Source organism: Mesorhizobium argentiipisi (SeqCode) (assembly GCF_037179585.1).
GTDB lineage: Bacteria > Pseudomonadota > Alphaproteobacteria > Rhizobiales > Rhizobiaceae > Mesorhizobium > Mesorhizobium argentiipisi.
In genome coordinates this window covers 517,863-531,027 of sequence record NZ_JAPYKO010000003.1, presented here as the reverse complement: position 1 = coordinate 531,027, position 13,165 = coordinate 517,863, and the positions used below count along the sequence as shown (strand labels likewise).

The following is a 13,165-nucleotide window of genomic DNA, read 5'->3' as shown; positions in this document are numbered from 1 at the left end:
CTCACCCACCGGCTTCGCCGTATCTGCGTCTGGGAAAAGATTAACTTGCTAAAGGAAGATGCACTCGCACAACCCTTGGCTGCTCTAGCACAACGTCTCGCACGCCACACCGTCGCCATCGCGATCCAGCTTTCCGCCCCACGAGCAGTTCTGCAGATACCATTGGGCCTCGTCACACGAGCCGACCTGCTTGCACGTGCGCCGCGGTTCGCATGAATAGCCGCTCTGCGCGACCAGCTTGCGGCTGATGATGCCGAGGGGCTGGCGCGACGGCGCCGCGCCGGCGTGCTCCGCGCGCCATTCCCAAGGCGCCTGAAACTTGCCGACCCAAATACCTACCTTGGCCGCCTCAGCAGTCGCTTGTTGGGTCGCGTAGGCGCCATGGCTGTAGCGCCGCCAATCAAGGGCCTGGCCATGCTCGACCATCCAAGCGGCGATGCTGGCGCCATCGGCGCGCCGGCAGTCCCCGACAAAGCGGTGATAGCGGTCCCAATCTATGAAGGTGCATTGCACTGGCCCTGAAACAGCTAAGAACGTGTCGAGCGCTTCGGCCGATCGCCGGCCGCAGGGATATTCGAAGCCCTTGGCGTCGTCGCAATATTGCCGGCTCTCCGGCGCGTCGATGCCGTTGAAGCGGATACGCTGCCCGTGGATCTCGATAGTGTCGCCGTCGATCACGGACGCCACGCCGGTGATGGCTTCCGGCTTCGGCTCGAGCAAGTTCGATAGTTTGAGCTCCGACAATCGGTCGCTCTGCTGCAGGAGCGTCTGCGCGGCCAATGCGCCGGCCGCAGCGACTGTGACAACGATCAGGCGCATCGGAACCATCGCCCATCGGTGTGCGCGCGACCGCCCGCCGCCGGTGCGCTTACGCCACTGGTCAACTCGGTTGTTATCTCGCGATCGATCCATCACCGCGCCTATGCCGACCAGCCCGGCCAAGTATTGTCAATCATGGGCATGCCGGCGCAATAGGCGTCATACACGAATTGCCCGGTCGCCATGTCTCGGCATCGCCAGATCAGGCTGTAGCCTTGACCGTAGAACCGATCCCAAGCCACCCCGTAAGCGGTAGGTGGCGGGCGATAATATCCACCACCGTAGCCGTTGTTAGCGGCAACTGCCACGGCCGCGCCGCCTACAGCCGCAACAGCTATTCCCGTCGCAACAGCATTGTCAGCTTGTACAAGTCGCATACATTTGTCCGCAGTCGCGCCCCGCCGCGTCAAAAGGGCAGCCACTCTGCTTCGATATTGGACGTCCGTGTTGGTTGCTAAGGTACGACATAGCGTCACCGTGTTCATTGCCGTGAGATCGATCCCCGTAGCGATGGGTGCAGTTGAGCAGCCAGAGAGACATAGCCCGACGCCCACAAGAACTAGCGAGTTTTTCATTTGATTTCCCCCGCGCAAACAATTGGGCATCTTTGTCTCTGGAGTCCAGAGTTTGTTTTTCAGTTCGCAAACGCCACAACCTTTGCGGCCTCGGGTCTATCGATTCTCCAATGGAACAGGATGACAAGCCAGAAGTTCGGCATGATCGGAAGCGAGGTCCCCCGTCCCTTGGCGCTGCTGGCCTCGCGGGCAGCGTGACCCGCCTTCTGGATGGCACGCCTGTCGAGGGATCGGGAGCGGGGGCGTAGCATGCGGAATGCTGCTCTGTACGGAAAGCGGCTTCTGGCTGCCAGCGAGCTGGTGATGCCGGCGCGGGAGGTTGGCAAAGCTCGCAGGCGCGAGGCGTTTTTTCGTGCTAGGCTAAAGGCAGGAGCACCCCTATGAAGAGGGCCTTCGGAAGCCGGCGCTGATCAAGCGCTAGCGCCTGTGAAAACGCAGCGCGATCGGGCGCTATGTCTCTGATTGAAGCGCTTAAGGACGAGCGGTAATTCCCGCTGTCCAACGTCGCACAAGCACTGCGGCAGGCACATTGATCGCTATGAGAGATCGATTTATTTCCGGTTAAGGTCGACCGATTGACGTAACGCAAAGACACCGTAGAGCGCAGCGGTCAGGATAAATGCCGATCCGAGGAAAGGACGGCGACGTTTGCAGAACTCAATCCTGACAAAATATGGCGAGCCTGGCCCGCCTTGGTACACGATCTATCCCGCTGTGCCGCAGTTCTCCGCAGAAGTCGGCGCAGAGGCTTGTGAGGAATGGCTGAGGGGCCTTCCGGCTGACGAGCCCGTGTCACTCTATATCCATGTTCCGTTCTGCCGCTCCATGTGCTGGTATTGCGGGTTCCCCACCACCATCACCTCCCACGATGCACCGATACTCGACTATCTGGCGGTCTTGCGTGAGGAGATCCGTTTGGTCGCGGAGCAGGCGCCACAGGGACTGCCCGTGAGCGACGTGCATTTCGGCGGCGGAACCCCGACCCTCATCGGACCTGCGGAGTTCCTGGCCTTAATGGAACTCCTGCGCCTTCGTTTCGCCTTCAGGAACCCGGTGATGATCGCCGTCGAGATCGACCCGCGCACGTTCATGGCCGAGATGGCCGAAGCGCTAGCAGCAGCCGGCGCGACCCGGGCGAGCCTCGGCGTGCAGAGCTTCGATCCCGTTGTTCAAAAAGCGATCAACCGGCGTCAGAGTGAAACGCAGACCTCAGCTGCTATTGAAAACCTTCGCCGGCACGGAGTGAACCGAATCAATTTGGACCTTGTCTATGGTCTACCCAAGCAGACCGTGCAGTCCTGTGTCGAGACAGCGACGGCGGCAGTCGCCCTGCGCCCCGACCGGCTTGCCGTATTCGGCTACGCGCACCTTCCGTCGTTCAGAAAAAACCAGCGCCAGATCGACGAGGCAGCGCTGCCGGACATCGCAGCCCGCGCGGAACAGGCCGCGGCCTTCGCGGAGACGTTGGTTTCCATGGGGTACCGTCAGATCGGGCTTGATCATTTCGCATTGCCAGACGATCAACTCACGTTGGCGCAGGAAACGGGTCACTTGTGGCGTAACTCCCTGGGTTATTCAGCCGACACCCGCAAAACCGTGATCGGCCTCGGTCCCTCGGCGATCGGTCGTCTCGTTGATGGTTATGTGCAGAATGAAGTTAAAACCGATACCTACAGCCGTCACATAGAGGCTGGCCGCCTGGCCACGTCAAACGGCTGCCGTCTCACCAACGAAGACCGCGTCCGGGGCGCCATCATCGAGCGGCTGATGTGCGATTTGGAGGTCGACGTGCCGGCAATCTGTGCCGCCCACGGATTTGACTCGATCCCTCTTCTCAATTCAGCTGGAGGTTTGGCGATGCTCGCCAACGACGGGATAGTGGATATCGAAAGCGGTCGCATCCGCCTTAGGCAGGAGCACCGTTTCCTCATTCGTGCTGTTGCTGCTGCATTCGACGCTTATGTCGCTCGCTAAGATGTTAGAATAGGCAAGCTGGGAGCGGCTCTAAAAGCACTGCAGCTCGTTGCCAACAGCCGTCACTATGAGGCCGGTAAGCCAGTGCGACTGATCGAGCCATGTCGGGCGAAGAGTGATTAGCTTGTTTGCGCGTGGGGTGCTGGGTGGTTTGCAACAGCGATCCGGCTTTGCCTCCGAGCCGCATTCCAAAGGCTTTGGCCGACGAAGGCGCCGGTAGAATGCGTTAGAGAATTCGCGGTCGAGCGCGCGCATGGCAGGCATTCGGCGGCGCTCCCGCCGGATGAAGTAGGCTCAATTATCGAGTGTGTGCGCATTGTTCCAGCAATCTCACGAACGGGCAATTTGCACACACCCAAGGAATCCTGAACGAGCGTGCGTTCCTCGCTGATCCAGGCCGCTCAGGGCCGCGATCCATGTCAGTGTAGCCGCGGAGAGCGGCAGTCGAATGTGAGGGGATGGGCTGGGGATTGCAGGGTCGCAAAACTCCCCAGTGCATGATGTAACCTCAGCGCGGGGGGCACTGCTCAACAGGCACAGATCCACCAGCATACGTTCGAGCCGGATGGCGGGCCTGAGGTTTCGCAGGAAACCAAGCAGCTTACGCGCCGGCTGTGAGCACAGATCATTCCCGCCGTGGGGCAATTGGCCACAGGTGAAGCAGACGGCCGGCTCGGTGCGGCGCCGGGCGACATCATAGGCATCTTCAGAATTGTAGGTGCTCGCGGCGCCGAGTGGTCGTCGATTTCGGACGCATACAATTTCACTGTCGCAAACAAGCCCAGTAAGCCAATCGCGGGCGCTGTCATCAGAGGGGATTTTTTCATCTTTTGTCTTCATTGCTCGGTCGGGATGGTTTGTTTCAAAAGCCGGAATCCTGCCGGCTCGGACACGACTAGGAACTTCACCACGTTCAGCACGGTGCGGTTCGATTGCTGGTCGCAAGACTTGAGCCGAAGCGGAGGGGGTCGACGGCCTCGACCAGATGCGACACCATCAGCGACAGGTCGGCGTTGACCTTGTTTTGTAGGGCTTGCAGGCGATGCAGCGTTCAATTGCTACCGACGACTACCCGTCCGGCGGCGTATCATTCACTTCAAGGACGTAGCCGATACCCCGTGCTGTCTTGATCGTTAGCGTCGCACCGGCCTGGCATAAGAGCGCACGTAAGCGGTAGATTCCGACTTCGAGCGCATTGCTGGAGACTTCGTTGTCGAACGAATACAGGCTATCCACCAGGAAGGTCCGAGGCACCATGCGGCCTGCCCGGTTGAGCAGATGCTCAAGGATGCACAGTTCACGGCGCGGGATTTTTAGCGGCTGACCACCAACGGAAACCTGGCGGCCGATCGGATCGAATGTGAGATTGCCAAATGTAACGACGGGGTCGGTCACCTGCGTTGATCGCCGCAGAACGGCTCGTATTCGGGCTATGAGCTCATCTGTCGAGACAGGTTTAGGCAAGAAATCGTCCGCACCGCCGTTGAAAATCGCGATTCGCGTTTCGAGATCATCCCCACTGCTCATCATGATAGCAGGAATCGAATGTCTCTCGCGCCTCAACTGCCTCAGCCAGTCTAACCCGTTCCCATCCGGAAGGACTAACTCGAGCAGGAGAATGTCATAGCGCACGGCCCCAAATGCAAGCGACGCCTCATCGAGAGTAGGCATCACATCAACGGCGAAACCGCAGTCCAAGAGCGCTCCTTGCATCACCCGGGTAAGCTTTGCATGGTGATCAACGAGTAGCATTCGCATTTCGTGTCCTATCAAGAGGGCCTGGCTGGGGAGGCGTTATTGGGCGCTGTTGATGTTGGAGCATTGCTTTGAACGGCACATGGGCGCCGTCGGCGCCCCCTTGTTGGGCGTTGGCCGACATTGCTGGGCAGGCCAACCGTTGGTGGATTTCGGGCACACGCCGCCTCATACCTGCTTCCGCTGTGGATAGAGGACGGCAGTCAGCCGCTGCAGATTGTAGCCGCAGGCTGCCAACACGCACTTTGTTCCATTGCCACCCAAGTTGATGAAGGGCAGGCGGCTTGTGCCTGAGCATCCCTTGGGCACGGCAAGGGGCCGCTCGACCGCCGATGGGGGGCGGGCTAAAGGTGAGCGAGCGGCGTTCGACGTTTTCCAGCATGTTCTCTTTCCAGCGGTTGTGGTCGGGCTAAAACTGCTATGCACGAGTCCTTCCAAGGGCCGTGTTCCAAAGAGAACCCGTCATAAATTCAGCACCTCCTGCCGCCGAAAGCGCAGGCAACCAGCACGCCGATGCAGCGAAATCCAAACGTTCATTCCCCGTCCCCACTGAAGGTAGGCGACTGGCCCCAACCTTCCTGATGGCCATCGAAATGCTTAGCCTTTTGTGCAACTCTTCCAGGACAGCCTGACCGCCAGATGAGAAAGAGCACGCTTGCGAAATAGCCGGCCTGGAGAAGCAGCGCACAACTCAGCGTCTTGATGACCACCGTGCAGATGGAAAGCGACATCACATAGACAGCTAGAGCGTTGATGGGCAGAACCACCGCCATGGCGACGCAAAGCATTCTGAGGGACACCGACATTCTCCTATCTGTCCGTCAGATCATGCTGCGGTGTTGTCGGCCGCATCATGGTTCTGGCAGTCCTTCGGACAGACGAGAGCGCAGGCTCCGCAGCCGACCAGCATAAATCATGCAAATGAGCGCGGTATCAAAGTCGTCCTCGTCATCGCGGTCGCCAAGGATTTCAGCCGCGTCATCGACGCCCTAATAGTGCATGAGCTCGCGCGAGCAGGCTTTGAGCGGCGGTCGCCACCGATGCACGTCGCGCGATCGATAGCGGTCGGATAGTTGGGCACCCATCTGGAGCCGTCGCGGCTAGCGAACGGACTGGTCATGGTCAAATTCTCCAACGTGGCGAGACCTCTCTTTGCAGCGACCCGCCTCGGCAAAACGTCGAACGTTTTCCCAGCGACAGTCTTTATCCTGCGCCAGCCGACCGGGAGGTCCTCGGCAAGGTCATGCAAGTCATCATCAAGGGACGCCGAAAAATGACCACGTCTGCGATGTCTGTTCGCACCGGCTCTGTGCGTTCAGATCCATGGCATTCACTAGCCGCCGTCCCGTCTATAAGTCCCTGCTCTAAGAGGACTAGCTTTCGAGAAGCTGACGAATCTCAAAGGAATCGGGTAAGCGGGAGCGCCCAAGAAAGGACCTGGGTGAATAGGATCGATCCATTTCGCGGGAACGCTCTGACGAGCACGCCGATCGGTTCTCCAATCAACTCCCGTGGTTCGCGCGCCGCTCGACCCGCCATGGTGCCGATCAAGTCAGGCGCTTCTAGCGAAACAGCGCTTAATTCGTAAAATCGATAGTTTCGATGGAGAGCATCCACGCTGTGGATCAGCGACGGGATTCTGCCGCCTTTGATCTGAAACCCCGAACAAGGCGGCGCTGCGAAGGCAAAATCCCGAATTGTGCAAAACCAACTCGTGAAACGCTTCCTCTACTAACAGAGGCATGAGACGGCCAATTCCCAGCATTCCAGGCCACGCCACCCGGCCGTTATGGCGACCACGATCTCAGCCGTTCGGACTGACCGTAGCCGTTCGGACTGACCGTGCCTGGAAAAAAGGGGGCTGTGACCAGCTTAGGCGCCAGCTGACGAGTGGGTTCGGCGCTCATCCGTTGAGATTTCTCGGATGACGCGACAAGGGTTACCAGCTGCAAACACTCCGGCTGGAATGTCACGTGTCACGATACTGCCTGCACCGATCACAGTGCCTGATCCTATGGTCACACCAGGCAGGATAATTGCCCCGGCCCCGACCCAAACGTCTGATCCAATCTCAACCGGCTTTCCGTACAGCTGCTTTCGGCGAAGGGCAGCATCAAGCGGATGCATCGGCGTCAGGATTTGGACGCCTGGACCAAAAAGCGCATAGTCACCTATACGAACCCTGCAAGCATCGAGGACTATGCAGTTAAAGTTGAAAACTGCATGCGCCCCTAACTCTATGTTCGAACCATAATCACAGAAAAAAGGCGGCTGTATGTACACAGTATCCCCACCTTTCCCAAAAATGTCTCTGCAAATATTACGGCGCAGGTGTTCGTCTGCCGCGTTCGACGAATTTAGGCTTTGACAAAGGTCCCTTACCTTGTTTCTCTGGGAAACGAGAGCGGGATCGAGAACGTCATAAGGTTCTCCGGCCAGCATTTTGTGAGTTTCGGTGCGAGGGTCCATTTTTTAAAATCTCAATTTTGTAGGTGATATTCCGCTTATTAATTCTCGCTCTGCCTACTGGCGGAACAAGGCAATCCAGTGGCTAGGTTCTCTGTCAACAAGCCGCGATAATTCGAGACTTAACCGCTGCATTTGGCGCTTCCCCCAGCATCGCGGATTTCGACACCGAGGCACTGTTAGCGCTCCTATATCGACAACGATCCTGTCTCCACATGACTCCCTATGCTCGCAAGGTGACAGCAACCCTGGACAGGCGCTCATCCTAGCGTAGAGGACCGACCCCCATTTGTCGCGCGCCAGACGACTGTTGAAGTCGCAGACGGTACAGCTGATGTGCGCCAGCCGCTTCGTTGGCCCGCTCGAACCTGTAGCTGCGGCACGCCATCGTTGACCTATAAGCCCTCGGGTGGGCTATTCGGCCGGGCTAAACGCCAACCAACAATGCCCCACCGGCAAGGCCGGCGCCGGCCGCCGCCAGCAGTAATTTCTTGCCCGGTTGAATCAGATTGGCACTGTGTGCGATTGACAGCGAAAGGGGAATGGTTGCGGCTGACGAGTTGCCATAGTCGGCGATGGTTTTGACGATGCGCTCATCCTCGATGCCGAGCGACTTGCCGACCGCGCCGAAGATGCGGGCATTTGCCTGGTGCGGCACAAAGCGGTCGACATCCCGCGCCGAAAGGCCGGCCGCCACCAGCGCCTCCCTGGAGCAGCGGCTCATCATCTCCACCGCCTTGACGAAAACCTCGCGACCATTCGCGATGGTCATGCGGGTTTCGGCGATATCGATCTCTTCCGCGAAGGGGTGGCTGCTGCCGCCCGCGGGAATGTGGATCAGTCCATAAGCGGAACCGTCCGAGGCGAGCGAGGCACCGAGGATGCCGTGGCTGGGATCGGCCGACGGAGCAAGCACCACAGCGCCAGCGGCATCGGCGAACAGCACAGCGCTCGCCCGCTCGGCCGGATTGATCCTGCGGCTCAATATGTTGGCGGCAATGACGATGGCTGGCCTGTTGTGCAGGCGCACGAAGCCGTCTGCGAATGTCATGGCGTAGATGAATCCCGCGCAGGCGCCTGCAAGGTCGACCCCGCCGGCGTTTTTAAGGCCGAGCCTGTGCGCAACCAGCGGCGCACTTGGTGGCAGGAGATGGTCAGGCGTTGAAGTGGCGAGCAGAAGCAGGCCGACGTCCTTGCGATCGATGTCGGCGGCCTCTAGCGCCATTTCGCCTGCTTGTGTTGCCAAGTCAGAGAGCGTGTCGTCGGGCTCCGCCCAGAAGCGTGAGCGGATGCCGGTACGGCCCTCGATCCAACCTCCTTCGAGTCCGAGGCTCGCCTCGATCTCGGCATTGCCAACCTTGCGCGCCGGGACGTGATGGCCAAGGCCTATGATGCGCGCCGTGCGGTTCATAGGCTGTCGCTCGCAAGCTCGGCTGCCTCGTCGATTGCATCATAGACCTGGTCGAGTTCGCCCGATGTGACGCAATAGGGCGGCAGCACGTAGATGACATTGCCGAGCGGTCTTACCAGCAACCCGCGCTCGAGGAAGAAGGCGCGCAGCCTTGGGCCGACCTCGGCGAGATAACCTGCATTACCAACGCGGAGATCAAGGGCAGAGATGGTGCCGCAGGTCCTTACATTCTCAAAACGCTCATCCTGGTTGAACCGCGCAACCTTTTCCGTCTGCATTCGCGACAGGGCGGCAACGCGCTCCGCCACCGGCTCATCTTTCCAGATGCTGACATTTGCCAATGCTGCCGCGCAGGCGATCGGGTTCGCCGTGTAGGAGCTCGAATGGAAGAAGGTCTTGGTCCGGTCCGTGGAAAAATGCGCACGGAAGATCGCATCGGTTGCAAGCGTCGCCGCCAGCGGCAACGAGCCGCCCGTCAGTCCCTTGGAGGTGCACAATATGTCGGGCGCGATCCCTGCCTGCTCGCAGGCGAACATGGTGCCGGTGCGGCCCCAGCCGGTCATGACCTCGTCGGCGATGAACAGCGTGCCCGAGCGCTCGGTGATGCGCTTGAGTTCGGCAAGAACCCGCGCCGGATACATCAGCATGCCACCGGCGCCGAGCACCAGCGGCTCGACGATCAGGGCGGCTGCGCGGCGGTCGCGGGTGACAGCCTCGAAACGATCGAGCGTAGCCTGTTCGCGTCCAACGGCGGGGAAGGGGATGATGTCGACCTCGAACAGCAAGGGCTCGTAGGCGGCGTTGAAGACACCACGAGCGCCGACGCTCATCGTGCCGATGGTGTCGCCGTGATAGCTGTCCTCGACGACAATGATGCGCGAGCGTGGAAAGCCATTGTTGCGGTGAAAGCCTAGCGCCATCTTGAGCGCAACCTCGACGCTGGTCGATCCGCTGTCGGAATAAAACACCCAGTCGAGGCCCGCCGGCGTCATCTCGACCAGGGCCGATGCTAACTGCTCTGCCGGTTCGTGGCTGAGGCCGGCAAAGATCACCTGGTCGAGTGTTTCGGTTGCCTCCCGGATCGCCGCCACGATCTTCGGATGGCGATGGCCGTGCGTGATGACCCACCAGGAGGAGATGGCATCGAGTATGCGCTTGCCGTCCCGCGTTTCGATATAGGCGCCCTCGGTGCGCACGATGGTCGGCGGCGCCGGCTCGGTGGCGTGTTGGGTGAAGGGATGCCAGACAGCGGAGCTCATGGTAGGATCTCCACGAAGTCGGCGGCGCTGAACGAGGTCTGCATGGCCGCGGACAGCGTGCTGGGCGTCAGGGATTCCAGGAGCGGCAGACGGCCAAGCACGCGTACCTTACCCATGTCCATGATCGTTTTTTGCGTGTCGACCATCCTGTCGCCGATGAACACCACCCCGAGAAGCGGTATGGAGCGGCTGCGCAGAGCCTCGATCGAGAGTAGCGTGTGATTGATGGTGCCAAGTGTGGTGCGCGCGCAGAGCACCACCGGCGCGTTCCATCGCGCGAAGACGTCGATGTAGAACGCGCGGCTGTTGAGCGGCACCAAAAGTCCGCCGGCGCCTTCGACAATGAGCGGCCGGTTGGTCGTTGGCAGGACAAGCGCCTGTGCATCGATCTCCACGCCGTCCAACTTGGCGGCAAGATGTGGCGATAGCGGCTGGCGTAGGCACCAGGCCTCGGGCAGCACACGATCGCCAGGCAGTCCGGCGAGGAGGGAGACAATTTCGCTGTCGGTTTCTTCGCAGGTGCCCGACTGCACCGGCTTCCAGTAGATGCCGTCAAGCAGGCCGGTCAGCCCGGCCGCGAACACCGTCTTGCCGATGCCGGTGTCGGTGCCGGTGACAACAATCTTGACTGTCATCGCGTGCGCTCCCATTCCGCGGCTAGCGCATCGAACAGCGCCGAAACGTCGGCCTCACCGACATTCAGCGTCAGCGAGATCCGCAGCCTTGCCGTCCCCTCGGGCACGGTTGGCGGACGGATACCGCGCACGTCGAACCCGCGCGCCTGCAACTTCTGCGCCAACGCCATGGCACTGGCATTGTCGCCAACGATGATCGGCAGGATCTGCGAACCGCTGGCAGGCAGACCCAGCGCCGCGGCCCTCTTGCCGGCGAGCGCGACGAGGCTGGCCAGCCGCTCACGGCGCTCCGGCTCATCCGCAACAATGTCGAGGGCTGTCGCTGCAGCCACTGCCATCAGCGGCGAGGGTGCCGTGGCATAGATGAAGGCCCGGCAGCGGTTGACGAGATACTCGCAAAGCACCGCCGGCGCGGTGACCAGCGCGCCGGACGCGCCGAGCGCCTTGCCGCAGGTGTGCAGCACCACGACATTGTCGCGGCCTTCGAGATCATGCGCGAGGCCGCGCCCATCCGGACCATGGACGCCAGTGGCATGCGCCTCGTCGACAAACAGAAATGCCTCGTGACGATCCGCGACCGCGAGCAATTCGCCGAGCGGAGCCCGGTCGCCGTCCATGCTGTAAAGGCTTTCGACCACGATCCAGGGACGGCCGGTGCCGCCCATGGCTCGCCAGGCAACAATGGCGTCGTCCACGGCCTCACTATCGCTGTGGGCGGCTTCCACCAGTTCGGCGCGGCCGGCTCTCGCGCCCTCATGTGCACTGGCATGAATGAGTTCGTCCAGCACGATCAGATCGCCCTTCTGCGGCAAGGTCGTGAGCACCGCGAAATTGGCGACATAGCCACTGCCGAAAAACAGCGCGCGCTCGGCGCCGAAGAACTCGGCCGCCTTGGCTTCGAGCGCCCCGTGTTCCGGATCGTTGCCGCGCAGAAGCCGCGAGCCGGTCGCCCCGACGGGTGTGCCGGCTGCGAGTGCCGCTGAGACCGCCTGCGCCATACGCGGCGAGCCCGCGAGACCGAGATAGTCGTTGGAGGCGAAGTCGAGCCCTGAGCGGGCGCCCAAGGTGCGCAACCGATCCTTGCGGGCGAGCCCGCTCAAGGTCGCCTTGTAGCGGTCGAGCGAGGCTCTCCTGCTCACAGAGTCTCTCGCTCCGTTGGCCGCATGCCGAGACGCCGGAACAAAGCGCTGTCCTTGTCCTCGCCCGGGTTCTCCGCGGTCAGCAATGTGTCGCCGACGAAGATCGAGTTGGCGCCAGCGAAGAAGCACAGCGCCTGCATCTCGTCGCTCATCGCCGTGCGGCCGGCCGAAAGCCGCACATGCGATTTCGGCATCATGATGCGGGCAAGCGCGATGGTGCGGACAAATTCGATCGGCTCGATGGGTTCGGCCTCGCCGAGCGGGGTGCCCTCTATCGGGATCAGCATGTTAATCGGCACGCTGTCGGGCGGCTCCGGCAGGGTGGCGAGCGTCACCAGCATGTCGATGCGGTCGGCCTTCTCCTCGCCCATGCCGACGATGCCGCCGCAGCAGACCTTGATGCCGCTGTCGCGGACATTGGCCAGCGTGTCCAGCCGCTCAATGAAGGTCCGCGTCGTGATGATCTCTTTGTAGTAGCGCTCGGAGGTGTCGATGTTGTGGTTGTAGTAGTCGAGGCCGGCCTGCTTGAGGCGCTGTGCCTGATCGAGGTCGAGCATGCCGAGCGTCATGCAGGTCTCCATGCCGAGCGCCTTCACCCCCTCGATCATGGCGACCACCGCGCCCATGTCTCGCTGCTTGGGGCTGCGCCAGGCGGCCCCCATGCAATAGCGCGTGGCGCCCGCGTCGCGCGCCTTTCTGGCCTCGGCGATGACGCGCTGGACCTCCATCAGCTTCGAGGCCTTGAGGCCCGACTGGTGATGCGAGGACTGGCTGCAATAGCCGCAATCCTCGGGGCAGCCGCCGGTCTTGATCGAAAGCAGGCGCGACAGCTGCACCCGGTTGGGATCGAAATTCTCGCGATGAACCGTCTGGGCGCGGAACAGCAGGTCGTTGAAGGGCAGGTCGTGCACAGCCTCGGCTTCCGCTCGCGTCCAGGGCGGAAGCGCCCAACCGATTGGGTCCGAGGTCAGGTTCGGGCTGTATTGGGGGTGCATATCGACCTTGTTCTCCAAAATCATCTATCCTTATAGGTCGGGAGCGTTGTAGGGGCTGCTAAGAAAAGGCGCATTGCCCGGCGAGAAGTCCTTATATGATCGCGCGATTCTGGCTTCACTCAAGCGGGAGTCCCAGC

General features: G+C 61.0%; 10 protein-coding genes and 2 pseudogenes. 1 reads left to right on the top strand and 11 read right to left on the bottom strand.

Annotated elements, in window-relative coordinates; translation table 11 throughout:
- Positions 1–84: 84 nt before the first annotated feature.
- Complete coding sequence (locus O7A05_RS07895) at positions 85–942, bottom strand: excalibur calcium-binding domain-containing protein (protein ID WP_337092399.1); 858 nt, start codon at positions 940–942, stop codon at positions 85–87.
- A gap of 1,100 nt (positions 943–2,042) precedes the next feature.
- Between O7A05_RS07895 and hemN the strand changes: the two genes are divergently transcribed.
- The gene (gene hemN / locus O7A05_RS07890) at positions 2,043–3,368 is read left to right on the top strand and encodes an oxygen-independent coproporphyrinogen III oxidase (protein ID WP_337092398.1); all 1,326 of its coding nucleotides are present in this window, start codon (positions 2,043–2,045) and stop codon (positions 3,366–3,368) included.
- Between the two features lie 1,068 nt (positions 3,369–4,436).
- Here the strand turns inward: hemN and O7A05_RS07885 are convergent.
- The 10 genes and pseudogenes from O7A05_RS07885 to bioB all read right to left on the bottom strand — a co-directional run bounded on the left by O7A05_RS07885 (position 4,437) and on the right by bioB (position 13,028).
- Positions 4,437–5,126 carry a response regulator transcription factor gene (locus tag O7A05_RS07885; protein ID WP_337092397.1) on the bottom strand — a complete coding sequence of 230 codons (690 nt, stop codon included), beginning with the start codon at positions 5,124–5,126 and terminating at the stop codon, positions 4,437–4,439.
- 530 nt (positions 5,127–5,656) lie between these two features.
- Positions 5,657–5,923, bottom strand: a complete 267-nt coding sequence (locus O7A05_RS07880; protein WP_337092396.1) for an exopolysaccharide production repressor protein — start codon at positions 5,921–5,923, stop codon at positions 5,657–5,659.
- A gap of 26 nt (positions 5,924–5,949) precedes the next feature.
- Positions 5,950–6,243: pseudogene (locus O7A05_RS07875) on the bottom strand (ferredoxin family protein).
- 21 nt (positions 6,244–6,264) lie between these two features.
- Positions 6,265–6,372, bottom strand: a pseudogene (locus O7A05_RS07870) (CCE_0567 family metalloprotein); the annotation flags it as partial.
- A gap of 623 nt (positions 6,373–6,995) precedes the next feature.
- On the bottom strand, positions 6,996–7,565 hold the full coding sequence (locus O7A05_RS07865; protein ID WP_337092457.1) for a sugar O-acetyltransferase: 570 nt from the start codon (positions 7,563–7,565) through the stop codon (positions 6,996–6,998).
- 451 nt (positions 7,566–8,016) lie between these two features.
- Complete coding sequence (locus tag O7A05_RS07860; protein ID WP_337092395.1) at positions 8,017–9,000, bottom strand: beta-ketoacyl-ACP synthase III; 984 nt, start codon at positions 8,998–9,000, stop codon at positions 8,017–8,019.
- On the bottom strand, positions 8,997–10,259 hold the full coding sequence (locus tag O7A05_RS07855; protein WP_337092394.1) for an adenosylmethionine--8-amino-7-oxononanoate transaminase: 1,263 nt from the start codon (positions 10,257–10,259) through the stop codon (positions 8,997–8,999). Before O7A05_RS07855 ends, O7A05_RS07860 begins: the two co-directional genes overlap by 4 nt.
- The gene (bioD, locus tag O7A05_RS07850) at positions 10,256–10,894 is read right to left on the bottom strand and encodes a dethiobiotin synthase (RefSeq protein ID WP_337092393.1); all 639 of its coding nucleotides are present in this window, start codon (positions 10,892–10,894) and stop codon (positions 10,256–10,258) included. The genes O7A05_RS07855 and bioD overlap by 4 nt, the downstream gene beginning before the upstream one ends.
- Positions 10,891–12,033: an 8-amino-7-oxononanoate synthase gene (locus O7A05_RS07845; protein ID WP_337092392.1), complete on the bottom strand. Its 1,143-nt coding sequence runs from the start codon at positions 12,031–12,033 to the stop codon at positions 10,891–10,893. The genes bioD and O7A05_RS07845 overlap by 4 nt, the downstream gene beginning before the upstream one ends.
- Positions 12,030–13,028, bottom strand: a complete 999-nt coding sequence (gene bioB / locus O7A05_RS07840; protein WP_415926978.1) for a biotin synthase BioB — start codon at positions 13,026–13,028, stop codon at positions 12,030–12,032. Before bioB ends, O7A05_RS07845 begins: the two co-directional genes overlap by 4 nt.
- Positions 13,029–13,165 lie beyond the last annotated feature (137 nt).

Coding starts and splice junctions, on each gene's coding strand:
- O7A05_RS07865 (WP_337092457.1), bottom strand. CDS start 7,565: ATGCTGGCCGGAGAACCTTATGACGTTCTCGATCCCGCTCTCGTTTCC.
- O7A05_RS07885 (WP_337092397.1), bottom strand. CDS start 5,126: ATGCGAATGCTACTCGTTGATCACCATGCAAAGCTTACCCGGGTGATG.
- O7A05_RS07855 (WP_337092394.1), bottom strand. CDS start 10,259: ATGAGCTCCGCTGTCTGGCATCCCTTCACCCAACACGCCACCGAGCCG.
- bioD (WP_337092393.1), bottom strand. CDS start 10,894: ATGACAGTCAAGATTGTTGTCACCGGCACCGACACCGGCATCGGCAAG.
- bioB (WP_415926978.1), bottom strand. CDS start 13,028: ATGCACCCCCAATACAGCCCGAACCTGACCTCGGACCCAATCGGTTGG.
- O7A05_RS07860 (WP_337092395.1), bottom strand. CDS start 9,000: ATGAACCGCACGGCGCGCATCATAGGCCTTGGCCATCACGTCCCGGCG.